We start from the raw sequence: 24,947 nt of genomic DNA, 5'->3' as shown, positions 1-24,947 counted from the left end.
GCAAAAGCGACCAGACAGTACAGATGAGTGAGAACAGTTTTATAGACCGTAGTGAGTTTTTTCAACTTTACAGCAGACTTTATTCCTTCCTTAGACAGGAGTGGGATCTCCCCAAAGTGTCCGGATTGAAAGGAGTGTTGAGTCGTTCTTTTAGAAAAACGGAAGAGCATGCCGATGACGAGATATTGTATAATCTCGTGTTGGCTATGCGTACGGCTGTCGTTATTATTGAAGAGATCGGCCTGAAACAGCCGGCTGTCTGCGCGGTTTTGCTTTTTTATCCTGTAGTGGAGGGAGATTGTTCTCCGGATGAAGTGGAACGGTTATTCGGCAGTGAGGTGGAGAGTATTCTTCGGGGATTGAAGAAAGTGAATCAGTTCAGTGGTAAGCGTACGGCGGTAGAGTCGGAAAACTATATCAAGTTGCTGCTCTCGATTGCCGAAGATATCCGGGTGGTATTTATCATGATAGCACGGCAGTTGCAACGTATGCGCGATGCAAGGAAGGTATCCGCTTCCGATAAATTAGACTTGTCGGTGGAATCTACTTATCTCTATGCTCCGTTGGCACACCGGTTGGGTCTTTATACCATCAAATCGGAACTGGAGGACCTCTCTCTGAAATATACCGACCGGGAACAATATGATTTCATAGCCCGGAAGTTGAATGAAACGAAACGGTCGCGCGACCAGTATATCAGCGAATTCATCGGACCGGTAAAGGAACGGCTGGATAAAACGGGATTGAAGTATGATATCAAAGGGCGCACCAAATCCATTCACTCCATCAATAATAAACTGAAAAAGCAGAAGATCGAATTCGAGAGTATCTACGATCTTTTTGCCATTCGTGTAATCCTCGATGCGCATGCCGATCAGGAGAAGGCCCAATGCTGGCAGGTCTATTCTATCATTACCGATATGTACCAGCCGAATCCCAAGCGGCTGAAAGACTGGCTCTCCATCCCTAAGAGTAACGGATATGAATCGCTCCATATTACGGTGATGGGGCCGAATGGAAAGTGGGTGGAAGTACAGATCCGGTCGAAACGGATGGATGAGGTTGCCGAACGCGGATTGGCAGCCCATTGGAAGTATAAGGGCGTAAAAGAGGAGACAGCACTCGATAGTTGGTTGAGTTCGTTACGGGAGTCACTGGAGGACAGCGAGACCAATCTGAGCCAGAAACTGACTGACTTCAAACTCGATCTGTATGACGAGGAGATATTCGTATTTACTCCGAAAGGAGATCTCTTTAAACTACCTAAAGGGGCTACCGTACTCGATTTTGCTTTTGCCATACATTCCAACCTGGGGTCTACCTGTGTGTCGGGCAGGGTGAACGGGAAAAATGTCCCCATCAGGTATGTCCTCAAAAGCGGCGATCAGGTGGCAATCAATACGTCGTCGCACCAAACACCCAAGCAGGACTGGTTGAGTTTTGCCGTGACATCCAAAGCACGCACGAAAATACGCCAGCTCTTGAAGGAGGAAGCGGGCAAACAGATCGATATTGCCAAGGAGACACTTTTACGTCGGATGAGGAATCGGAAGATCGAGGTGGACGAGCCGCGTTTGATGCAACTGATCAAAAAACTCAAGTATAAGACCGTCACCGATTTTTACATAGATATTGCCTCGGAAAAAATTGATGTAAACTGGGTGATTGACCGTTACCTGGAATTGGAAAACAAGGATTCGGACGGTCGTGATAGCCATGCGGCGGTGAGCGCCGGGGAGTTTACTTTAAAGACCCCTTCACCTGAAATTACCGGTAATGACGAATTAATTATTGACCAGAATCTGACAGGGGTGGATTATAAATTGGCAAAATGTTGCAATCCCATTTTCGGTGATGATATTTTTGGCTTTGTCTCCTCCCAGGGAATCAAGATTCACCGTGTGAGTTGCCCCAATGCACACGATCTTTTCTCCCGCTTTGGTTATCGTATATTGAAAGCACGCTGGTCGGGTAAGACCAGCTCTTCCCATTATACTATCGTATTGAGGGTGATAGGGAACGATCAACTCAATATAGTGGCGAACCTTATGTCAATTATATCGAAAGAGGAAGGGGTACAGATGCGTTCGATCACTATTGATTCGAATGACGGCCTGTTTCAGGGGAATATTGCCGTGATGCTGGGTGATACTTCGATGCTTGATCAGTTAATTAAAAAACTACGTGCGGTGAAAGGGGTAAAATCCGTTTCCAGATTGAATTGATTGCATGCGCAAAATATCAACGGACAAAAAGTAAAAAAGTCCCTTTTATCTCACGATACAGGGATTGCATGGAAGAATGGAGATCATATATCTTCCTCTTCCAAGGAATCGAAGTCTGCCGTCGTGTCAGGTGCAGGAGTGCTAATCTCGGTTACACCCGGTTCAGGAAGGGTGGGTAATAGCTGCTGCACATAATCCCTCTCATAATCCTGGGGACGGAGAATTCTGCCATCATACTGGATGAGATCGATATCGATAATCATCCTGCCTAAATATTTATCTCTTGGTGTTCGTCCTACAGCCCGCTCTGTTTGTTTGATCTTGTCAATGACTTCTTCCGGCGACATTTCAGTATTGGCTTTGGCAAGCACATTCCGAAAAAGGTAGGCATACTTGTCATCTTCCGGTTCAGTCAGGATGGGCTCACTAAAAACAATATCCGGAAAAAGAAATGAAAGCATTCTCTTTGCTTTATCGATATTGGTCTTGGCGAACGTATTTGATCCTATGCTTAATAAAATTGTGCTCATACTGATAAATTGAATTACAAATATAGACATTTTAAATTAAAACGAATAGTGAATCGCAAAATCTATTATCTTTGTTGTATTAAACCTTGTGAAAAATGAAAAATTTTCAAATTATATCGATTCTTTTTTTCCTGATTCTTTCTTTTGATCTTTTGGCACAAGATGCCAAACCTGTGATCTACCGCGTTAATATCAGGGAGAATATAGGCAGTAACACATGGATATATTTGCAGAATGGTCTTCATGAGGCAAAGAAGAAAGATGCTGCTGCAGTGCTTTTACATATGAATACCTATGGAGGAGGTGTATTGGAGGCTGATTCCATGCGTACGGCCATTCTCAATGCGTCTCTGCCTGTATATGTATTTATTGATAATAATGCCGCATCGGCCGGAGCGCTCATATCTATCGCCTGCGACAGTATTTTTATGCGTAGCAGTGCTTCTATCGGTGCGGCTACGGTTGTGGAGGGTGGCAGTGGAGAAAGAGCGATGGACAAGCATCAGTCTTACATGAGGGGAATTATGCGGGCTACGGCCGAGAGTCACGGCAAGGTGGTTATTGTCCGGGACGGGGATACCATTACAAAATGGAGGCGCGATCCCATGATTGCCGAGGCTATGGTGGATGAGAAAGTAGTGATACCCGGTTTTGCCGATTCCACGCAGATACTTACCCTTACAGCCAGTCAGGCGATGGAACTGGGCTACTGTGACGGGATCGCGGAAAGTGTGCATGATGTGATTGTGACACATCTCGGGTACAAAGAGTATAGCATGGAGACCTATAATCCTACTATGTATGACAAGATTAAAGGTTTTCTTATGAGTGGAATTGTGCAGGCGTTCCTCATCATGTTTATTATAGGCGGCATTTACTTTGAGTTGCAGTCGCCCGGCATAGGTTTTCCTACTGCCATAGCCATTACCGCAGCCATACTCTATTTCACACCCCTCTATCTGACCGGCTATGCTCAAAATTGGGAAGTCCTTCTGTTTGTGCTGGGGCTTATTTTTATCGTTTTTGAAATATTTGTCATTCCCGGCTTCGGAATACCGGGAATCCTGGGTATTCTTTTTGTCTTTTCGGCATTGGTACTTGCTCTGATTGGTAATATTCGATTCAATTTCGAAGGGTTGCCTGCCATGGAGATGTTCAGGGCATTGATGATCGTGTTGGGCGGCACCGGGATGGGGATAGCGCTTATCGTTTATTTGTCCGGCCGGATTGGTAAGCCGGGTTTCCTGCAGTTCGCTGCATTACACGCCGATCAGGAAGGTTATATTTCCGTACCGATGGAGCCGATATCTTTAGTAGGCAGGATAGGGATTGCGGCAACCGATCTTCGTCCTTCCGGAAGAGTTAATGTGGACGGCGAATTTTACGATGCCATCTCATTGAAAGGCTTTATAAATAAAGGGGATGAGGTGGCCATTAAGCGGTACGAAAATTTCCAGTTATATGTAGTCCGTAGGGAGAAGGTGTAAAGGAATGATGATTGTATCTGTCAGTTATAAGCTGCCATATCCTCTTCCGTATAGGCCAGTTTCTTTGAAAGGAAGAAGAGGGTAAAAGGAATGACTAACAGGATGATTATCCAGAAGAGGGTACTTGCTAAAGTCCCTTTCTTCATATTATTCACATAGATATGCCCCAGGAACCCTTCAATCACCAGTACCAATCCAATAAGCAAATTGGTATTGTTGGTTGTGCCCGTAAAAAAAGGAACTACCAAAAAAGCGACGCCTAAGAGCATCACCCATATCCCGACGTTTCGTGCTAAATCTTTCAAGAGTTTATAATAATAATGTTGTTAATCTCTATCCACGCAAATAAACACAAAATTCAACAAAGAAGGAAATAAATCGAGATAAAATTTTGAAGTGAGCAAAAAAGAGAGAATGTCGCATAAAAAAGTGGCAATTTATCTCAATACAATACTCAAAATGTATATTTTTGTGAAAAAGTTTCCGTTGATGTGGGCGAGATGACCGTCAGATGATCGGTATTCCTACAAGAGATTAATCGTGCTAAAATTGAATGGTGGTGAAAAATATACTTGCTTTTTTGTATCAATGGCTCATATTTGTGCCGATCTTTGTTGTTATTACTATTATTACGGCGTTGACGGTAATGTTGATGGCTCCTCTCTTTGGGAGTAAGTTCTGGGGTTATTATCCTCCCAAGTGGTGGTCAAGACTGACTTGTTGGCTGGCCTTATGCCGGATAAAGACAAAAGGCCATGAGAACTTGAATCCTCGCCAGTCGTATGTCTTTGTAGCCAATCATCAGAGTGCATTTGATATTTTCCTGGTATATGGTTTCCTTAATCAGAATGTGAAATGGATGCAAAAGCAGAGTTTGCGAAAGATCCCGTTTGTGGGGTTTGCATCAGAAAAAGCAGGGCACGTGTTTGTCGATAACACCAATCCCAAATTACGGGCAGCTTCGCTTAAAAAGGCAGAAGAGCAAATTGTGGATGGCGTATCCATGGTGATTTTTCCTGAAGGTGCACGCACCAGGAGTGGGGCAATGGGGCAATTTAAACGGGGGGCTTATTATGTGGCCCACGATTTGAAATTGCCGGTGGTGCCGCTGACTATCAATGGTGCTTATGATGTGCTCAAAAGAGATGGTTTTCGTCTCAAGCCGGGAAAGATGGAACTTGTGATTCATCCACCCATACCCACGGAATCCCTTACAGAATCAGAGATACCTGCACTGATAGAGGAAACCAGGGATGCTATCTACACGGGACTGTGGGAGAAATATAAATAGAGAGTAATTCGTTTTTTGTAAGAAAAGTTGGGATAAATCCGAAAAAGTTTATGGAATAATCAAGACTGTATATAAAAAGAAATGGTTGTCTCACGACAACCAATCTTCATTGTTAACCTTAAATCTAATACCATGAAAAACACGTTGCAAAAATAATGGGTATCTTCTGTTTTTCCAAATAATCTGACAGGAAATATTCTTGATTTAAATTTATTTAACTATGAGCGGCGAGAAAAAAGTAGCGTTGGTGTTAGCCACCGGTGGTGCGAGGGGATTGGCTCATATAGGGGTTATAGAAGAGTTAATCAGGCAAAATTACATCATCTCCTCAGTTGCGGGTTGCTCCATGGGTGCTGTTGTGGGTGCAGCATATGCTTCAGGTTATTGGAACGAATGCAAAGAGGTTCTTTCCAGTATCAGTAATAGGAGTATCTTCCGTTTCATCGACTTCTGCCTGCATCGAAAAGGTGTTATCAGAGGAGTCAAATTGTATAAAAAGATGGAAGATATATTTTCTGATACCAGGATTGAAAACCTTAGAATCCCCTATACCGCAGTTGCTGTCGATATTATCAATCAACAGGAGGTAGTTTTTCGTGAGGGGAGAATTATTGATGCTTTGCGGGCATCCATTTCCCTTCCTTTTATTTTCAAACCGTATGAATTCAATAGTATGAGTTTAATTGACGGTGGGATTCTGAATCCGTTACCGCTGGATAGGGTTTCACGGACTACTGATGATATTTTAGTGGGTGTGTCAGTAGGAGCAAAAAAGAAGGAGTTAAAGACCTACAATAAATTCTCTCTTCTCATGGATTCGGCAGCCATGATTGTGCAAACCAATATCAGGAAAAGTTGCATCGAAAACAAACCTGATCTTATGATCGAAGTTCCCGTGGGTGATTATAGTATTTTCAACTTTAAAAAGTACACAGAATTGGTGGAAGAGGGGGCGAAAGCTACCCGTAGAGTATTGCAAACGATTGATAGTGATGATTGAAATAGCAGTTGCTCTTTCATATCCCAATCTGTTATTCATCCGATATTGAGTGAGCGAAATACTTTCAATCGTAGATGCGGTGGGCAAAGAAGTTGAGCAATCCCCAATTGAAACGGTACCAGCGTCTTGTGGCGCGCTGCTTACCTCCGAACTGGAGCAGGAATCGGGAGCGGCCGGCATTTTTATTCAGAAAGTTGACATCCATAAAATCGAAATAATTAAAACCCTTGTTTTCCGATACCTGCATCGCCTGGTAAATGATGAAAATAGTAGGGTAGAGTAATTTATACCGCTTCGATTTTCCCCAATAGTAGAGGCAATAAACCGTCTCTCTTTTCTCGAATCCCAGGATGATACCTCCTATGATTTTACCCTGATGGCGGGCAAGCAATATTTTTCCTTTACCTTTCCGGACATAATGGTGGAAAAAATTCTCGAAATATTGATAGGGAGGGAAACGGCGTGATACTTTTTTGTGGTTCGTATCCCTGATCAGCTTGTAAATCTCCGGTAACTTCCCTTCAGAAGTGAACTCTTCCAGTGCGATACCTTTTTTTAATGCCTTATTGACCTGGTTTTTTCTTGTTCTGGAGAGTTGGTCCCATATTTTTCGTTTGCGTTGGAGGGAATTGCGGATATTGATCCATTTCACAGAGTAGAATCCGTTTTCGCGAAATCCCTTATAGCCGAAGATGGCATTCGCCAGATTCTCGTAACGGATCAGAAAAACACGGTTGCGTACCTCTTTCACCAGATGTGTAATCAAGGCGTCGAATATCTCTATCTGGGGTAGTTTTCTTTTGAAGAAAGCTGGTTGTTGGGAGATGAAGCATCTTTTAAAAAGTTTGCCTCTGAGGAAACGATTGATTCGTACTATCACGGCAAACATGGCGGCTACCGGCTCATCATCTTCAAAAGCGACCAGCATCAATGGGGTATAGGTGGGACTGTTGGCATACCAGTCAAATGACGAAGGGCTATGGAAAAAATTGATTTCCTCCACCATGGGGGGAAGATCTTCTTTACGATAATATGTTTTTATACTATATCCCATAATTTGTATAAACCCAAAACCCATTTGAACAAAAATTGTTCAGGATGCTTTAGTCCGAATTATTCACAATAAGAAGAAAAGTTTATTGTTATTTTGAATAACAGAATATTCTATGATATTTGTAATGTCTAGTAAAAGCAAATACAAAAAAACTTTTCCATGAGCGAAAATACATCAAATCAATCTGAAAACCTACTATCTCCCGAACTATTTTCATTTACACCGATAAGCAACCGGTATGACAAAAAGTTTTACAACAGCCGATTTTTCTCTTCTTGGAGGGTAATGAAGAAATATATCGTATCAATATCTATAATAACGCTCTTGGCTTGTAATTCCCATCAGTCACAACCGGGAGGGGGTACTTCCTTTCTGGATGACTGTGATGTTGTTGCAGCAATTGAAGTCGTTAACGGAGACAGTGTGATTGTCTGTGATTTCAATAGGATTAATCAGAAAAAAAATGTTCCGTTGGATGAGTTGCTTACCGACTTCACCATCCTCAAGATGGACAATGAAAATGAGGAAGGGCTCATAGGAGAGAGGCTTCCGGACCATATAGTAGGAGAACAGTATATTGCTGTTTTTTGGGGTTCTCAAATGCCATTGAAGTTATATGATAAACAGGGGAAATATATCCGAAATATAGGCAAAATCGGTCAGGGTCCCGGAGAATACCAGTCGGTAGACAATGTATACATGGATGAAAAATCCGACCGGATATATGTCCTGACTCATTCGGCAACCCGTCTCTTGTTGTACGATTTCGAGGGAAATCATTATCCCCCGATTCCACTTCAGGAAGAATCTGTCATAGGTAGTGCATTCCTGCCTGACCGAGAGCAGGGAAAACTGATTTTTGCTAATAGTCCATGGATTGGAGTAACATATTCGGTCTGGATACAGGATTTTCAGGGAAACATGATACAGGGATGTAAAAAGTCCGATTACTACGAAGAGAATCCCGTTACCACAGAGGCGACCATAACGAGGTTTCATACACCCAATATCGAATATTTCAAGGTGGAGCGTCGAAATACGAATGAATACCTTTACCATTACAGTGAGCAGGAAAACAGGTTGATTCCAAGATTTCGTATGAGTAATATGGTAGATCAGTCAATAGCTATATTTATCTTTGAACTTCCCAAGCACTTTATAGTTGAAATTGGAACTGAAACTTTCCCCGGTCAAGATGAATATCATACACCCAAAATGATTATTGACAAGCGAACATTGAAAGGATGCCATTTTGATGGGTTCATAACTCCGGAAGGAATATTATTGGATCAATACCGTATTCTTGCCAGATGCTATTATGGTTATTTTGGGTTGATTGATTTTGGGAGCAATATTGCAGAGAAGATCGAAAAGGTGGATAAGGGATCATTATCATCCAAAAACAGTAAAAAGTTGGAAGAACTACAGCAACTAATCGAAGAAACTGATTTGGATGATGATTGCAGCCTGTTGTTTTACGGTAAATTTAAACAATGATAAAAAACAAATCTTTATAACGGAAAAATGATTTACGTATCAATATCTGACAAACCTACAAATACTATTGGATTCCATAAATTAGTTTCCATCTGTATGGCTTCAGGTCTTATAAATTTTATGTAATTTTGTAGATTATAAGGTCTGACAAACAAAAAAAGAATAATTCGATGAGAAAAATCCTGGTTTCTTCGTTTTTTTTACTGGCCGTTTTTTTGATATATGGTCAGGAATCCCCCCTGTGGCTCCGTAATAGTGTAATCTCTCCGGACGGTTCTACGGTGGCTTTTACTTATAAGGGAGATATATTTATCGTACCTGTTTCAGGTGGAAAGGCTGCACAAGTCACCTCCCATGCTTCCTACGATACACATCCCGTTTGGTCGTCCAAGGGAGATAAACTGGCGTTCTCTTCCAACCGGGAGGGAAATTTTGATGTATACGTGGTGACACTGCAAAACGCACAGACCAGGCGAATCACATCCCATTCCGCCAATGAGTATCCCGAGGGATTTCAAAACGACAGTACCATACTGTTCAGTGCCTATATTCAACCGGCACAGGAAAGCCAACAGTTTCCGATCGGATTGTTTAATCAGATCTATACCGTAACACTGAGTGGCGACCGGCCGAAAATGGTATCTCCCACCCATATGGAAGATATAGCGCAGAATGACAACCTTTGGCTCTATACCGACAGGAAAGGTTATGAAGATGCGTGGAGAAAACACCACACCTCATCCATTACACGTGATGTATGGTTATACGACAGTAAGAAGAAAACCCACCGGAAACTCACCTCTTTTAAGGGAGAGAACCGCAACGGGGTTTGGTCGTCCGACGGGAAAAGCTTTTATTACCTGAGTGAACAGGACGGAACATTCAATATTTATCGTGCCGGAGTTGACGGTGGGACCCCGGTGCAACTGACAAACTTCAAACAACATCCCGTACGGTTTCTCTCTGCCGACAGGAATGATAATCTCTGTTTTTCTTTCGACGGGGAATTGTATCATATGAAAAAGGGTGAAAAACCCCGTAAAATAAATGTAAGCGTCATCTCCGATAATTTTGAAAGGGAGATGGTTCCCCAGACCCTTACCACTGGAGCCAGGAGTATTGCTGTCTCACCAAGCGGAAAGGAGATCGCCTTCATTGCCCGCGGAGATCTGTTTGTTACCTCCGTAGAATTTGGTACTACCAAAAGAATTACGGATACTCCCGAGCAGGAGCGGGATGTGGATTTCAGTCCCGACGGCCGTTCACTCATCTATTCGGCAGAACGCGGGAATACCTGGAATATCTATTGTTCGGAGTTAGCGCGTAAAGAGGATAAATATTTCTGTTATGCGCGGGAGTTGAAAGAGACCAAGCTGACCGATACCGATGTTCCTTCGTTCCAACCCCTGTTTTCACCCGACGGGAAGGAGATCGCCTATCTGGAAGACCGTTCCGCGATCTATGTGCTCAATCTGGAAACCAGGAAGTCGAGGAAGGTGATGGATGCCAAATACAATTATTCTTACAGTGACGGAGACCAGTGGTTTCAGTGGTCGCCCGACAGCAAATGGATACTCTCGGATTATATCGATAACGGAGGATGGAACAATAAGGATGTCGCATTGATAAAAGCGGACGGTAGCGGGGAAATCACGAATCTCACTCTTAGCGGATATACCGATGTGCGGGCTAAATGGACACTGGATGGCAAGGCGATCCTGTTCTTCTCCGATAGGGCGGGGTATCGTAGCCATGGTAGCTGGGGAGCACATCGCGATGCTTATCTGATGTTTCTCACTCCCGATGCTTATGATGATTTCCAACTCAATAAGGAAGAGCGCGCATTGAAAAAAGAGATGGAGAAGGAGTCGAAGGATTCGGATAAGAAAGCTGATAGCAAGGATAAAAAAGAAAATAAAGATGGAAAAGATGGATCGAAAGTTGACAAAGACTCAACCAAAACAGTGGAATCGCTTGTTTTCGATCTCGATAATCGCCGTCACAGAGTGGTGCGGTTGACACGCCATTCTTCCAATCTATCGGATGCCTATCTCAATAAAGACGGTTCCAAACTCTACTATCTTGCCAGTTTCGAGAAAGGGGTGGATTTATGGGAGCAGGATTTCCTGGAAAACAGTACCAAACTGTTGAGTAAAGACGTGGGATACGGTTTGTTGATGCCCGATAAGGATGAGAAGAATCTCTATCTGGTATCGCAGGGGCGGATAAAGAAAATAGACAACGGAAGAGTGACAGATGTGTCGTTTTCCGCTCCATTTAATTACCGTGGTGCTGCTGAAAGGGCCTATATCTTTGATCACGCATGGAAACAGGTGAAAGACAAGTTCTACGATAAGAATTTACATGGCGTGGACTGGAAGATGTATGGTGAGGCATACCGCAGATTCCTGCCGCATATCGATAATAATTTCGACTTCGCCGAGATGCTGTCGGAGATGTTAGGTGAACTGAACGGATCTCATACCGGTGCCCGGTACTCATCTCCGGGTAGTGGCTGGCCGACAGCTACTCTGGGTGTATTCTGGGATGATATCTATCAAGGAGAGGGATTGAAGATCAAAGAGATCATGAAAGGAAGCCCTCTGATCAAGGCAAAATCGAAGCTGAAACCCGGTGTGATCGTCGAGAAGATTGACGGTGAACTGATAGCAGCGGGGAAGACATGGTGGCATTTACTTGACGGAAAGGCAGGAAAACCGGTCGTAATTACAGCCTACACACCCGGTGAAGGAGATCGGTTCGAAGAGATCGTGAAACCCATTTCATATGGACAAGAAAATGAGTTGTTATATAACCGTTGGGTAGAAAAACGGGAAGAGCTTACGGAGAAATACTCCGGTGGACGGATTGGCTATGTCCATATCCGGGGAATGAATAGCGATAGTTTCAGGGATGTTTATCTGAATCTACTCGGAAAATACCGGAATAAAGAGGCGGTTGTAATTGATACCCGCTTTAACGGTGGAGGATGGTTGCATGACGATCTGGCAACCCTGCTAAGTGGTAAGGAGTATCAGCGGTTTGCACCCCGTGGAGAGTATATCGGTAGTGATCCTTTCAATAAATGGACCAAGCCTTCCATCGTTTTGATGGGAGAGAGCAACTACTCCAATGCACATGGATTCCCCTGGGTTTATAAGGAACTGGGTATCGGAAAGCTGGTCGGTGCTCCCGTGCCGGGCACCATGACAGCCGTATGGTGGGAATCTCAGATCGATCCCTCGCTGGTATTCGGTATCCCGCAAGTAACGGTAGTAGATATGAAGGGTATACCAATGGAAAATAACCAATTGGAACCTGATATTGAAGTCTATAATACGCCCGAATCCCTGTTGAGTGGGGATGATCTCCAACTGAAAAGGGCTGTGGAGGAGTTGTTAAAACGTTGAAGCGTTGAATTGTTGAAACGTTCAATTGTTGAAGTCCAACTTCTAATTTCTGAGTTTTAACATAATCAGTAATTGATAATTAATAAATTCTTATGTCAAAAAAAATTCTTGTAACAGGAGGAACCGGGTACATTGGTTCACATACGGTGGTTGAGTTGCAACAGGCCGGATATGAAGTGGTGATTGTGGATAATCTTTCCAATTCCAATGCCGATGTGCTGGAGGGTATCACCCGGATTACCGGTAAGCGTCCTATTTTTGATAAACTCGATTGTACCGATCTTGCGGCGATGAAGGCATTGTTCAGGAAATACAGCTTCGACGGGATTATTCATTTCGCGGCCAGCAAGGCGGTGGGCGAATCGGTGGAAAAACCGTTGATGTATTACCGTAATAACCTGGTATCGTTGATCAACCTGCTGGAGTTAATGCCGCAGCATAACGTGAAGGGAATTGTCTTCTCTTCGTCATGTACCGTTTATGGGGAACCCGATACCAATCCGATTGATGAGAATGCCCCGGTGAAACCGGCTACATCCCCCTATGGCAATAGCAAGCAGATCAATGAAGAGATCATACAGGATTTTGTACATTCGGGCGCTCCCATCAAAAGCATTATCCTTCGTTACTTTAATCCTATCGGCGCCCATCCGTCGGCAGAGATCGGCGAATTGCCTTTAGGCGTACCGCAGAATTTAGTCCCTTACATCACCCAGACCGGGATTGGCATACGGCAGCAATTAAGTGTATTTGGCGATGATTACAATACTCCCGACGGCTCTTGTATCCGTGATTTCATTAATGTGGTGGATTTGGCCAAAGCGCATGTGATCGCTGTTGAGCGCATGCTTGAAGACAAGTCGGACGACAAGGTCGAGATATTTAATCTGGGAACGGGAACAGGACTCTCGGTGTTAGGGTTGATCAAGGTATTCGAGAAAGTATCCGGTAAGCCGCTGAATTATAAAATTGTCGGACGTCGGGAAGGCGATATTGAACAAATCTGGGCTCAACCCGACAAGGCCAATAACGTATTGGGCTGGAAAGCGGTAGAAACCATCGAAGATACCATGGCTTCGGCCTGGAAATGGCAACAGCGTTTACGGGAAAAAGGGGCGATGTAAGATAGAAAATAGTGATTCGGCCGGCAACATTGATCTTCTTATCGGATTATTTTATGCCGGCCGTTTTTCTTTTATTGCAGGAACAGGATAAAATAGAGGAAAACGGCAGGAACAGCCACTAAGAGACTGTCAATCCGGTCGAGTATGCCTCCATGTCCGGGGATCAGGTCACCGGCATCCTTTACTTTACAAGTACGTTTGATAAGCGATTCGAACAAGTCGCCCAGCGTCCCGAATAGCGATACTATTACGCCGAATCCCATCCAGAATATTACAGAAAAACCGGGATAGAGCCAATCGAAGATCAGGGATGCGAGCATAGTGAAACAGATCCCGGCGATAAAACCTTCTATCGATTTTTTGGGTGAGATGTGTTCGATGAGTTTGTGCTTGCCAATGAGAGATCCGATGAAATAGGCTGCCGTATCGTTGACCCAAAGGAATACAAACAGAGCCAGCACCGGAACCCAGTCGTACGCATTTCCTGCTGCAATATCGGGTTGAAGTGAATAGGAGATGAGCATGAGTAAACCCAATGGCATCGTAATATAGAACTGCCCAAAGACCGAATAAATGATACCATGGAAGATATCATCCCTGCGCAGGAAAATGGCCGAAGCGATCAGTATCAGTAGATAAGTGAGGACAGAGATGGGTAGGAGATAGGTATTGATATTCTCCAGGTAGAGAAATACCGATATAAAGATGATAACCCCCGACAGGATATTGAATATTTTGCTGATTGCATGGGAAGTGTCTTTCTCTACCATACGGTAAAATTCGAATAGCCCGGCAGCCAGTATGGCTCCGAAAACAGCAAGAAATGAAAACCGCCCCCCCAACAAACCCAGAAGTATGACCAGGATGTAGATGGTACCGGCTCCCGCACGGGTGAAGATATCTTTTATGTTCATTCCTTCGGTTGTGTCTCGGAATCATCAGGGGTACTATCCCCCGACTTTTCTGTTTCTTCCAGATCGATATTGTGTGTTGTAAGAATATTATACCACGAAATCAGTTTCTTTATGTCACCGGCATAAACACTGTCCCTACTATAGTCGGGCAGTACCTCTTCAAGATAAGCGAAGAGTTGTTTACTGGATGATTTGGATCCCAGAGAGACCTGCTTACCTTCCTCTTTTTCCTTTATTTTTTTTAATACGTCCCGCAAAGGTGTGTCTCCATTTTGGGTGTAGATAGATACATCGCTCAAAGCTACAACTTTTTCCTGAGCGTATACGGGAACACGTTTTCCATCGGCAAGCGACTCAACAATATTCATATTTTTATTGGTGGAGATAAGTTTGTATAAACCGGGACGGCCGGTGATCGATAAAATTTCTGACAACATATTCTATTCTTGTTTTGCTACCGGGTTTTAATTTTTTTGATGGTGCAAAAATACGGAGTCCACGCCACATTAGCAAATTTAATTTTAGATTTGCCAATATGCCAATATGCCAATATGCCAATGTGCCAATATGCTGATGCGCCAATTCTGACTAGCCGGGACAAGGAATGCCGATAGGTTGATTTTTTTTGGGGAAAAGGAATCTGTTTAAGAAAAATAGGTTACTTTCGTAAATCCAGAGGGGGCTGTGAGATAGTGTGCTTTGCAAGATAACGGATAAAGTGTTTCACAAGGTACTACCTTTGGCGATGTGTTTCGTTCGATAAATGATGATTTTTTTGATATGATAAATGTAGCAACGATGATTAAAAATATAGTAATGACAGCGGTGGTAGCAGCTTTATTGGTTTCATGTACCGGAAACCGCCCGGAAAAGACAGATGAGCGTAACATATCGGAGGGGGAAGAAGTGTCCGTGGAGGAGACCAGCGGAGGGGATCTCTTTCTATTAGCCGGGACCTACACTTCCAACGAGGGTAGTAAAGGGATATTTGTATATCGTTTCGATACGGATACGGGCGATTCCGATGCAATCAGCATGATAGAGGTCGAAAATCCGTCCTACCTCACCCCGAGTCCCGATAAACGATTTATCTATGCGGTGAGTGAAAACGACGGAACGAACAGTGCTGTACATGCTTTCTCATTCGATAAACGTAACGGGAAGATGAAGTTAATAAACTCCAAGCCGGTAAATAGTAGTGCTCCCTGTTATATTACGGTGGACGGTAAAGGAAAGAATGTGCATACAGCCAACTATGGAGGAGGAAGTATTGCTTCGTTTCAGGTGAAAGAAGATGGCACGCTTACTTCTGCCATAGTATTGAAGCACTTCAAGGGATCGGGTCCGGACTCCGTCCGGCAGGAAAGCGCCCATCTGCATAGCGTGAGGTATTCTCCCGATGGCCAATATCTGTTTGCAGCCGATTTGGGAAGCGACAAACTCTACCGCTTCAACGTAAACGATACGCCCTTTGAGGGACAGCCTGGTTTATTAGATAGTAGCATGAAAGAATTTTTGATACCGGCAGGAACCGGACCACGTCATTTCGATTTCCATCCCGATGGGGGAAAATACCTCTATCTGTTGGGTGAGTTGTCGGGTGAAGTGATTGTCTTTGATTATTCTTTCGGAGAGTTGATCCAGAAACAGGTGATTGCTGCCGATACAACCGGCGCCAGAGGGAGCGCCGATATCCATGTCTCACCCGATGGCCGCTTTCTTTATGCTTCAAATCGGCTTCAAGCCGACGGCATCGCCATCTTTTCAATCAATTCTAACGACGGGACACTTGTAAAAGCAGGTTATCAGCTGACCGGAAAGCATCCGCGTAATTTTGTCATTTCTCCCAACGGAAAGTTCCTTTTGGTGGCTGCCAGGGATGATAATAAGATACAGGTGTTCCGTATCGATGACGAAACAGGATTGCTTACCGATACTCATAAGGATATATCTCTCGGGAAACCGGTCTGTCTGAAGTTTGCAGGAAATGCTGTTAACCGGTAAATCCTTTATTTATTCAGGTTTACAGCTCACCGAGATGTGCAATTTCCGAGATATTGAAAGGAGTGGCTTGATACACAAAATAGTTTAACCAGTTTATATATAAAAGGTTAGCATGTGATCGCCATTGTACTAATGGTAGTTGATTTGGATCGTTGTTCCTGTAGTAGTTCTTGGGTAATACCACGGAATCCATCCCCTTCTCCATGTCGCGGATATACTCCTTGTGCAGGGTAAGGGGTGAATACTCGGAATGGCCGGTCACGTAAAACTCCCTTCCTCCACGGGATGAAACAATATACACGCCTGCTTCCTCCGACTCGGAGAGGATAGTCAGTGAGGGGTGTTTTCTTATCTCATCAGCCAGAATAGTGGTGTGCCTGCTGTGGGGTGCATAGAATTCGTCATCAAAACCGCGAAAGAGAGGAAATGAGGGATCGTTTACTCTGTGACTGAAAACGCCGAAGAGCTTTTTATCCAATGGATACTTGTTGATACCATAGAAATGTTGCAGTGCCGCCTGTGCACCCCAACAGATGTAAAAAGTGGAGGTTACATGTGTGCGTGCCCAATCTAATATTTGCGTAAACTCTTTCCAATATTTCACCTCTTCAAAAGGAAGCATCTCTACCGGTGCACCAGTAATGATCATCCCGTCGTAATAACTATTTTTTATTTTGGGAAACCTTGTATAAAACGACATGAGATGTTCGATAGGTGTATTCTTGGGCGTATGTGTGGATAATCCAAGAAATTCAATCTCTATCTGGAGCGGAGAGTTAGACAGAAGCCGTATGAGATCTGTCTCTGTTGTTATTTTTACCGGCATCAGGTTGAGAATCAATATTCTTAAGGGGCGTATATCTTGCGTGGATGCACGTAAGTCGTCCATTACAAAAATATGCTCCTTCTTTAATATCTCAATCGCTGGTAATTTTTCGGGTAAATTGACGGGCATAAATGCATTAATTATTGTTGTTTAGCTTCGCCGTTATTCAATAGTTATTCATGCTTCGCATGTTATTCTGTAGTTATTCGTTCGCTTTGCTCACGTTATTCAGCTTCGCTGTTATTTGTACTTCATACGTAATTGCTATTGAATATCAACTGAATATCTATTGAAGCACAATGTCTTCCTTTTTGATCTTTATTTCGCAATAGTGGCACTGAAGTTCTACCTTCTCTTTATCTGTCACATGAAACCGGGTTTTCATCGGTTCGTTATTGCTGATACATTTGGGATTGTTACATTTCACGATCTCAACAATCTCATCGGGTAATATCACTTTTTTCTTCTCTACCACCTCAAAATTCCGGATGATATTCAGATTCACATTGGGCGCTATCAAAGCAATACGGTTGAGTTCATCTTCACGGAAGAACTTATCCGATACTTTGATGATTCCTTTAGATCCCATCTTACTGCTTTTTAGGTTATTCCCGATAGTGATCCGGTTGTTCAATTTCTGTAATTGAAGTAGTGAAACCACTTTGAAAACAGCATCACTGGGTATATGGTCAATGGCCGTACCATTCTCGAGTGCTGCAACCTGTAATTCTTTTCCCATAATTCTTTTAATTACCAATTAACTAAAATGATATAGCTTTTTTATTGGGCTACCTATCCGTCTTTTCCTATTTCAAATATAGGAACTAATTACCAACTATACCTGAGTACCTAGGGATTCAGGGAGCTTCCCACATTATTCACATTGACACATTATCTGTGATTCCCATTAAATCACAAATGATGGCCTGACGAGTGTACATGCCATTTTTTGCCTGCTCAAAGTAATATGCTTTCGGATTATCATCCACGTCCTGATCGATCTCTTTTACCCTCGGGAGGGGATGTAGTACTTTCAGATTCTTCTTGGAATCTTCCAACATATGGTTATGAAGGATGTAAATGTTCTTTACTTTCTCATACTCCATCAAGTCGGTAAAGCGTTCTTTCTGTACGCGGGTCATGTATAGGATGTCGGCACTGTTAATTGCTTCGGGAGAAAATTCCTTGAATTCCCTGTAAGGAATATTTTTGTTGTCGCAGAATGTCTTGTATTTATCGGGGATGTGCAACTCTTCAGGTGCCACGAAATTAAACGTGGGATTGAAGTAGGAGAGTCCCTGAATAAGTGAATGTACTGCACGGCCGTATTTCAGGTCACCCACGATAGTAATCGTGAGGTTTTCGAGTGTTCCTTGCGTTTCGTAGATGGTAAATAGGTCGAGCATCGTTTGTGTGGGATGCTGATTGGAACCATCGCCGGCGTTGATCACCGGTACGGGCGATATCTCGGAGGCATAACGGGCCGATCCTTCCAGATGGTGGCGCATGATGATGAGGTCGGCATAATTGCTTACCATCATAATAGTGTCTTTGAGCGACTCTCCCTTGGTAGAGCTGCTGGTTGCCGAGTCGGAAAAGCCAATGATACGACCACGGAGGCGGTTGACCGCAGTCTCAAAACTGAGACGTGTACGTGTAGAGGGCTCGAAAAAAAGAGTGGCGCACACTTTTCCCTGTAGCAAATTACGATCCGGGTTCTGTTTGAACCGGGAGGCGCTTTTGAGGATACGATAGATATCGTCTCTGTCGTAATCACCTATATTGACTAAACTTTTGGATTTCATCCTTATGGAATTTATGATTACAAAAATAGCTATTTTTACTACTTCCTGAAAGGTTTTACCATAAAAATAAAATAGTTCGGGCAGTGAATTTTATCAAAGGGAAGATACTTCTTCGTCTATGTATTGGAATCTATCCTCGAGCCATTTCTTTAACGCGCTGACAGAACTCTCAAAGTACGGAGTTTCGTTTTTCCATATGTTGTAATCATTCTTTTTCGATTCCTTTATCCTGTCTGCATACCAATCAATATAATCAAGTAGCTCTCTCTTCTTTGTACTATGAAACTGCCTCCAGGTATCTTTGTATAATTGGACAACTTTGGGATCCTCTAAGAAACGGGAAAAGAAATCATAGCCTGTCGCATTTGTATGACCGAATTTCTCGAGAAATGGACGCTGGGTGGTGAAGTGCTTCATTGGCCCTTCGTAACCGTAAGCCCAATCGAAATCCCAAATCGGCCCCATTGTATATTTACCTCCTTCATCTTTATACATATAAGTGCTTTTGGGATGATTGAGCTCCATGTTGTGTGTGAGATTATAGATAATCAGGAATTTAACTACTGATTCTACATCTATAAAGTCCTTGTAGTTGTTGTTGGGAAACAATGGTGATGCCAATGCATCTTCAAACCGATGAAAATCGCTTTTGATCTGTTGGAATTGTTCATCGGATTCCACGTCGGGATCCTTTACCATTACAGGTAACTTATAGTTATTGGAATAAAATTTGAAATCTTCGTCGTAGTTGGTATCCAGTTCCAATAAAACTCCTTTTTTGTCGTTAATATTCACCCGGCTTGAAGATAATTCAACCTGTTCAGTGAAAAGGTAACTACCTACGTACTTGCCGTTCAGGGTCAGGTCGACGGGAATGGCATGATTGGTGAACTTCAGTTCGATCATCTGCCCGATCTTGAAAGCTACAGAATTGAGCATCAATGTAGGATCGATGTAATTCGCAAGAAGCACCCAGTCTTTTTCTTCTGCCAAATTGAGTAGGGACGATTTTTTATCCAGTTTAAGACGGTAGGGTTTCTTGGGCATGCCCCAGGTAGTGTTACCCCTACCTTTGATCTGTGTTTTGCCCGAGTAGTCTTCTCCCCATCCATTGGCTTCGATGGTGACATTGGCATTTACATAGTCATCTTTCGTGGCGATCTCCACTCCGTTTTCAGTAGTAATGTATATATGCGGAATGGGAGGAGAGTACGTAATGGTCACTTTATATTCGATTTTGCTTTCATCTTCAGCAATAATCGCATAGGTAACCGCATTCTTGAAGTTATTAGGTGTGGTGCGCGATACCTGTTCCTTTTCACCGACCAGAATCTTTTCTCCTTTGTATGAAAAAGTGGCAATCAGTTTGGTGACATCAAGTCCGTAAGGTAGTTGCAGTTCTATTTTCCCTCCCTGGATCTTTCCTATGATATCTCCATCGGATAGAACAGGATTGAGTGACGCTTCCAGTTTATATTCCAGTAGCTCTTTATCACCACTTAATACAATTTCTTCAACGGGTGGTTGTTCATCTTTACATCCGCTGAGAATTAAAATAAGGATAAGAATGAGCTGTGATTTTAAAAATACTTTTTGCATGATAGAGTTCTTTTTTAATTAGTAATTATTATTTATATAAAACGCGACAGGAATTATTTTTCCTGTCGCGTTTTTCATGAGATATAACCAAGCGTTATAAGCAAGGTGCCAGTCATACTTCCAGATCTATGTCGAACTGTTCGTGCCAGGGCAATCCCTGTTTGTTAAGTTGCTCCATGAACGGATCCGGATTAAATTCTTCCACGTTGAATACGCCCGGTTTCTTCCAAATGCCCTGCATGAACATCATCGCGCCAATCGTAGCAGGTACACCGGTAGTGTAACTTACTCCCTGGGCGCCGGTCTCTTTATAAGCCTCTTGGTGGCTGCAATTATTATAAATATAGTAGGTGCGTTCTTTACCATCCTTCATACCTTTTATACGGCAACCGATAGACGTTTCACCCGTGTAGTTCTCTCCCAGTTCACCCGGATCGGGGAGTACCGCTTTCAGAAACTGGATAGGAACGATTTTTTGTCCGTTGTATTCCACCTCGTCAATACGTGCCATACCGATGTTCTGTATCACCCGCAGGTGCGTGAGGTACTCCTGTCCGAAAGTCATCCAGAAGCGTGCCCGCCTGAGAGTAGGAAAGTTCTTCACCAGCGATTCCAACTCTTCGTGATAGATCACATACGATTCTTTAGGACCGATTTCTGGGTAGGTTAGCGGTTTATGGATCTCGTGTGGCTCGGTTTCCACCCATTGTCCGTTTTCCCAATACTTGCCCTTTTGGGTTACCTCGCGTATATTGATTTCCGGATTGAAGTTGGTTGCGAATGCTTTGCCGTGATCACCCGCATTACAGTCTACGATATCGAGATAGTGGATCTCATCGAAATGATGTTTGACGGCATACGCGGTAAAGATACTTGTCACACCGGGGTCGAATCCGCAACCAAGAATGGCTGTCAATCCGGCTTTCTCGAACTTCTCCTTATAGGCCCACTGCCATCTGTACTCGAACTTGGCTTCATCTTTCGGCTCATAATTGGCTGTATCGAGATAATGTACGCCACATTCGAGACAGGCATCCATAATGGTCAGATCCTGATAGGGCAACGCAACATTAATCACCAATTCGGGCTTATATTCATTGAATAATTCGACCAATTCTGGTACGCTGTCGGCATCCACTTTTGCTGTTTGTATCGCTACACCTGTACGACGTTTCACATCTTCTGCAATCGCATCGCATTTGCTCTTGGTACGGCTTGCCAGCATAATATCAGTGAATACATCACTGTTTTGCGCCACTTTATTGGCCACCACTGTTCCTACACCGCCGGCACCGATGATCAGTACTTTTCCCATATTCCTCGTTAAGTTATTTAGATATAATTATTTTGATAACAATTCTTTCATCTACTCATGTCGGAGTACGAACTGCCTTGGCAAATATACGATTATTCTTTGAAAAACGAGATGCTTCGTCTGATAAATGATAAGGGAGACTGGGGGACGGGGGAATACCAAGGAAAAGGGAGAAATAGTTTGGGGAATTTAGTTAAAAATTATATCTTTGTCTGATAAGTGCTGCGTACTGTATTCGCTCACAAAAAAATAGATAATCCTATGAACGAAGAAAACATTCAGCAAATATCGCGTTCGACCAATGCTATTAGCGATTGGTCCCTTGAATTATTAAAAAACTTTGGAGTTACCGATAGTTGGGCTAAATATATTAATATGATCATCCTGTTGATCGTGTTGATTGTGCTGGTATTTGTGTTACAATACTTTACCCGTATTATCCTGAAGAATATCCTCATCCGCTTTGAGAAAATATCCCAAGCCGAATTCCCTAAAAATCTTGCTAAAAGACGCTTCCCCCATTTTCTTGCGATGGTGATACCTTATAGTCTGGTGAAGGGTTCTATTCCTATTATTTTTGACCAGTTCCCCAAGACAATGGATTTTATCATTAAACTGGTAGATGTTTTTCTGATATTTTATGTGATATGGCTCCTCATGTCTATACTGAATGCGTTTTTCGATACGCTTTCCACGAAACCGAGGATGAGAGATAAACCATTGGAGAGTTATGCTCAGGTAATCAAAATTGTACTCTACTGTATCGCTTTTATCGTCCTTTTCTCTATCCTTACCGGACAAAAACCGGCACATATCTTAACCGGACTGGGTGCACTTTCTGCCGTACTGATGCTGGTATTTAAAGATCCTATTCTGGGATTTGTAGCCAGTATCCAGGTTTCGGCCAATGATATGGTACGTATTGGTGACTGGATTACCATGCCCAAGTATGATGCTGACGGAGATGTATTTGAAATATCACTCACTACTGTGAAGATCCGGAATTTCGATAAGACCATCACCACTATCCCTCCTTATTCATTGGTGTCGGAGTCGTTCCAAAACTGGCGCGGTATGGTGGAGACCGGTGGAAGACGGTTGAAGCGTTCGGTTTTTGTGAAACAGTCCACAATCAGGTTTATAAAAGATGATGAGTTGAAAGAACTGGAAAAGATAGGGCTTATCACTGATTATGTCCATTCGAGAAGTGAAGATATTAATGAATACAATCGGGAAAAGGGGGTTGACAAGTCGCTATCTATTAACGGCAGGAATCTGACCAATATGGGACTTTACAGGCAGTATGTTAAAAATTATCTGAAAAATCATCCTGGAGTTCATAAGGAATTACTGTTGATTGTGCGACAGTTACAACCCACATCAAAGGGACTTCCCCTCGAACTTTATTTTTTTACTTCTACTACTGCTTGGGTGCAATATGAAGAAATTGTGTCGGATATCTTTGATCATGTCACAGCGGCAACCCGGTATTTCGACCTTGAGCTGTATGAGGATATCTCCAGTCCTGTTATAAACAAAGGGGTTGAAGGGACCGGGAAAAACCATTAAGCGGGTTATTTTTACCCGTTTGTGGTTTATTTAGAAAAAATCATGTACTTTTGTATCCCCTAACAGTAACTATATTGTTAATAGTACAATTTAATTGAATCTGGAAGGTCTAAAAAGTTGTAAGGTTGTCAAGTTAATAAAGAATAATTCGCAATGAGTAAGCTTTATAGTATTTTTACCGGAACTGGCAGTTATGTCCCTGCCAAACAGATAAAAAATGAATTTTTCCATAATTACGAGTTTTATGATTCCACTGGGGAGAAACTTTCCACACCCAATGAGGAAATTACGAGGAAATTTGAGGAAATAACCACTATCGCCGAGCGTCGGTATGCCGGCGATGATGAGTCAACCTCCGATCTGGCACTAATAGCATCTCAAAGGGCCATAGAGGATGCAGGAATAGACAAGGAGGAACTCGACTATATCATTTTTGCCCATAATTTTGGAGAGACCACAGTGGATAATATGCGGATAGATGTGTTGCCGACAATGGCTGCACGTTTGAAGCAGAAGTTGGGTATTGCCAATCCGTCAGCAGTGGCATATGATATTTTGTATGGTTGTCCGGGATGGGTACAGGCGGTGATTCAGGCCGATTACTATATCCGTTCGGGTGATGCAAAGAAAATATTGGTAGTCGGGGCAGATGTGTTGTCGCGTATCTCCGATCCGCACGATCGTGACAGTATGATCTATGCAGATGGTGCAGGAGCAGCCATCATGGAAGCGAGAGAGAGCGATTCTCCCGTGGGTGTGATCGGACATAATTCACGCAGTGATGCGTTGGACTATGCAAATATGCTTCGTCTGGGATATTCTTATAATCCTGAACTGGCTGAGAAAAAAGATTATTTTCTGAAGATGAACGGAAGACGGCTCTACCAATATGCTCTTGAGAATGTGCCGAAAGCCATTAAAGCCGGACTTGATAAATTAAAGTTACATATAAACGAAGTGAGCAAGGTATTGATCCATCAGGCAAATGGGAAGATGGATGACGCTATCCTGAAGCGTTTGTTCCATTTGTACGATCTTAAAGAGGTACCCCAGCATATTATGCCGATGACCATATCCTGGTTGGGAAATTCGTCGGTAGCTACTGTGCCTACTCTGCTCGACATCGTTACACGTGGTGGAATGAAAGGACAAACGATAAAAAGTGGCGATAATATTGTATTAGCCTCGGTTGGAGCCGGCATGAATATCAACAGTATTGTCTACCGCATTCCCTAAAATATAATCCTTTCTTATCTGTAAAAAAATACCCCTCGTCGATAGGCGAGGGGTTTTTTTG

20 protein-coding genes are annotated in these 24,947 nt (G+C 43.1%); 10 read left to right on the top strand and 10 right to left on the bottom strand.

The window, feature by feature from the left end; translation table 11 throughout:
- The first annotated feature begins 23 nt into the window (after nucleotides 1-23).
- The gene (locus VB073_RS08055) at nucleotides 24-2,225 is read left to right on the top strand and encodes a RelA/SpoT family protein (protein ID WP_323403644.1); all 2,202 of its coding nucleotides are present in this window, start codon (nucleotides 24-26) and stop codon (nucleotides 2,223-2,225) included.
- Between the two features lie 83 nt (nucleotides 2,226-2,308).
- Here the strand turns inward: VB073_RS08055 and VB073_RS08050 are convergent, their stop codons facing one another.
- The gene (locus VB073_RS08050; RefSeq protein ID WP_323403643.1) at nucleotides 2,309-2,755 is read right to left on the bottom strand and encodes a 2-amino-4-hydroxy-6-hydroxymethyldihydropteridine diphosphokinase; all 447 of its coding nucleotides are present in this window, start codon (nucleotides 2,753-2,755) and stop codon (nucleotides 2,309-2,311) included.
- Nucleotides 2,756-2,850: 95 nt separating this feature from the next.
- Between VB073_RS08050 and VB073_RS08045 the strand changes: the two genes are divergently transcribed.
- Nucleotides 2,851-4,242 (top strand): NfeD family protein, encoded by a 1,392-nt coding sequence (locus VB073_RS08045; RefSeq protein WP_323403642.1) that lies wholly within the window; start codon nucleotides 2,851-2,853, stop codon nucleotides 4,240-4,242.
- A gap of 20 nt (nucleotides 4,243-4,262) precedes the next feature.
- Here VB073_RS08045 and VB073_RS08040 read toward each other — a convergent pair whose 3' ends face one another.
- A complete protein-coding gene (locus VB073_RS08040; RefSeq protein WP_323403641.1) occupies nucleotides 4,263-4,547 on the bottom strand; it encodes a hypothetical protein in 285 nt (94 codons plus the stop codon).
- Between the two features lie 254 nt (nucleotides 4,548-4,801).
- Between VB073_RS08040 and VB073_RS08035 the strand changes: the two genes are divergently transcribed.
- Nucleotides 4,802-5,533, top strand: a complete 732-nt coding sequence (locus VB073_RS08035) for a lysophospholipid acyltransferase family protein (protein ID WP_416349516.1) — start codon at nucleotides 4,802-4,804, stop codon at nucleotides 5,531-5,533.
- Nucleotides 5,534-5,753: 220 nt separating this feature from the next.
- On the top strand, nucleotides 5,754-6,533 hold the full coding sequence (locus tag VB073_RS08030) for a patatin-like phospholipase family protein (protein ID WP_323403639.1): 780 nt from the start codon (nucleotides 5,754-5,756) through the stop codon (nucleotides 6,531-6,533).
- A gap of 64 nt (nucleotides 6,534-6,597) precedes the next feature.
- Here the strand turns inward: VB073_RS08030 and VB073_RS08025 are convergent, their stop codons facing one another.
- A complete protein-coding gene (locus VB073_RS08025) occupies nucleotides 6,598-7,587 on the bottom strand; it encodes a GNAT family N-acetyltransferase (RefSeq protein WP_323403638.1) in 990 nt (329 codons plus the stop codon).
- Nucleotides 7,588-7,746: 159 nt separating this feature from the next.
- On the opposite strand from VB073_RS08025, the gene VB073_RS08020 reads away from it, so the two are divergent.
- From VB073_RS08020 to galE, 3 genes are all read left to right on the top strand, one after another.
- Nucleotides 7,747-9,084, top strand: coding sequence for a 6-bladed beta-propeller (locus tag VB073_RS08020; RefSeq protein WP_323403637.1), 1,338 nt, complete (start codon nucleotides 7,747-7,749; stop codon nucleotides 9,082-9,084).
- Between the two features lie 170 nt (nucleotides 9,085-9,254).
- Complete coding sequence (locus VB073_RS08015; RefSeq protein WP_323403636.1) at nucleotides 9,255-12,494, top strand: S41 family peptidase; 3,240 nt, start codon at nucleotides 9,255-9,257, stop codon at nucleotides 12,492-12,494.
- 92 nt (nucleotides 12,495-12,586) lie between these two features.
- The gene (gene galE / locus VB073_RS08010) at nucleotides 12,587-13,618 is read left to right on the top strand and encodes a UDP-glucose 4-epimerase GalE (protein WP_323403635.1); all 1,032 of its coding nucleotides are present in this window, start codon (nucleotides 12,587-12,589) and stop codon (nucleotides 13,616-13,618) included.
- A gap of 71 nt (nucleotides 13,619-13,689) precedes the next feature.
- On the opposite strand, the gene VB073_RS08005 is transcribed toward galE, so the two are convergent.
- Together VB073_RS08005 and VB073_RS08000 are read right to left on the bottom strand one after the other, a co-directional pair.
- Nucleotides 13,690-14,532 (bottom strand): phosphatidate cytidylyltransferase, encoded by an 843-nt coding sequence (locus VB073_RS08005; protein WP_323403634.1) that lies wholly within the window; start codon nucleotides 14,530-14,532, stop codon nucleotides 13,690-13,692.
- On the bottom strand, nucleotides 14,529-14,969 hold the full coding sequence (locus VB073_RS08000; protein ID WP_323403633.1) for a DUF5606 domain-containing protein: 441 nt from the start codon (nucleotides 14,967-14,969) through the stop codon (nucleotides 14,529-14,531). Before VB073_RS08000 ends, VB073_RS08005 begins: the two co-directional genes overlap by 4 nt.
- A 361-nt stretch (nucleotides 14,970-15,330) precedes the next feature.
- On the opposite strand from VB073_RS08000, the gene VB073_RS07995 reads away from it, so the two are divergent.
- The gene (locus VB073_RS07995) at nucleotides 15,331-16,536 is read left to right on the top strand and encodes a lactonase family protein (protein WP_323403632.1); all 1,206 of its coding nucleotides are present in this window, start codon (nucleotides 15,331-15,333) and stop codon (nucleotides 16,534-16,536) included.
- 19 nt (nucleotides 16,537-16,555) lie between these two features.
- Here the strand turns inward: VB073_RS07995 and metA are convergent, their stop codons facing one another.
- The 5 genes from metA to VB073_RS07970 all read right to left on the bottom strand — a co-directional run bounded on the left by metA (nucleotide 16,556) and on the right by VB073_RS07970 (nucleotide 22,081).
- On the bottom strand, nucleotides 16,556-17,491 hold the full coding sequence (metA, locus tag VB073_RS07990; RefSeq protein WP_323403631.1) for a homoserine O-acetyltransferase MetA: 936 nt from the start codon (nucleotides 17,489-17,491) through the stop codon (nucleotides 16,556-16,558).
- Nucleotides 17,492-17,648: 157 nt separating this feature from the next.
- Entirely contained in the window at nucleotides 17,649-18,101 is a 453-nt protein-coding gene (gene pyrI / locus VB073_RS07985; RefSeq protein WP_323403630.1) for an aspartate carbamoyltransferase regulatory subunit, read from the bottom strand.
- A gap of 139 nt (nucleotides 18,102-18,240) precedes the next feature.
- On the bottom strand, nucleotides 18,241-19,167 hold the full coding sequence (gene pyrB, locus VB073_RS07980; RefSeq protein WP_323403629.1) for an aspartate carbamoyltransferase: 927 nt from the start codon (nucleotides 19,165-19,167) through the stop codon (nucleotides 18,241-18,243).
- 93 nt (nucleotides 19,168-19,260) lie between these two features.
- Nucleotides 19,261-20,766 (bottom strand): CotH kinase family protein, encoded by a 1,506-nt coding sequence (locus VB073_RS07975; RefSeq protein ID WP_323403628.1) that lies wholly within the window; start codon nucleotides 20,764-20,766, stop codon nucleotides 19,261-19,263.
- A gap of 112 nt (nucleotides 20,767-20,878) precedes the next feature.
- Complete coding sequence (locus tag VB073_RS07970) at nucleotides 20,879-22,081, bottom strand: saccharopine dehydrogenase family protein (RefSeq protein ID WP_323403627.1); 1,203 nt, start codon at nucleotides 22,079-22,081, stop codon at nucleotides 20,879-20,881.
- A gap of 261 nt (nucleotides 22,082-22,342) precedes the next feature.
- Between VB073_RS07970 and VB073_RS07965 the strand changes: the two genes are divergently transcribed.
- Together VB073_RS07965 and VB073_RS07960 are read left to right on the top strand one after the other, a co-directional pair.
- On the top strand, nucleotides 22,343-23,650 hold the full coding sequence (locus VB073_RS07965; RefSeq protein ID WP_323403626.1) for a mechanosensitive ion channel family protein: 1,308 nt from the start codon (nucleotides 22,343-22,345) through the stop codon (nucleotides 23,648-23,650).
- A 153-nt stretch (nucleotides 23,651-23,803) separates the two neighbouring features.
- The gene (locus VB073_RS07960) at nucleotides 23,804-24,886 is read left to right on the top strand and encodes a ketoacyl-ACP synthase III (protein WP_323403625.1); all 1,083 of its coding nucleotides are present in this window, start codon (nucleotides 23,804-23,806) and stop codon (nucleotides 24,884-24,886) included.
- The last annotated feature ends 61 nt before the right edge of the window (nucleotides 24,887-24,947 follow it).

Source organism: Proteiniphilum sp. (assembly GCF_034927365.1).
In the GTDB taxonomy this organism is placed as follows: Bacteria; Bacteroidota; Bacteroidia; order Bacteroidales; family Dysgonomonadaceae; genus Proteiniphilum.
Note: the sequence above shows the minus strand (reverse complement) of the source record. Positions and strands in the feature narration are given on the sequence as shown.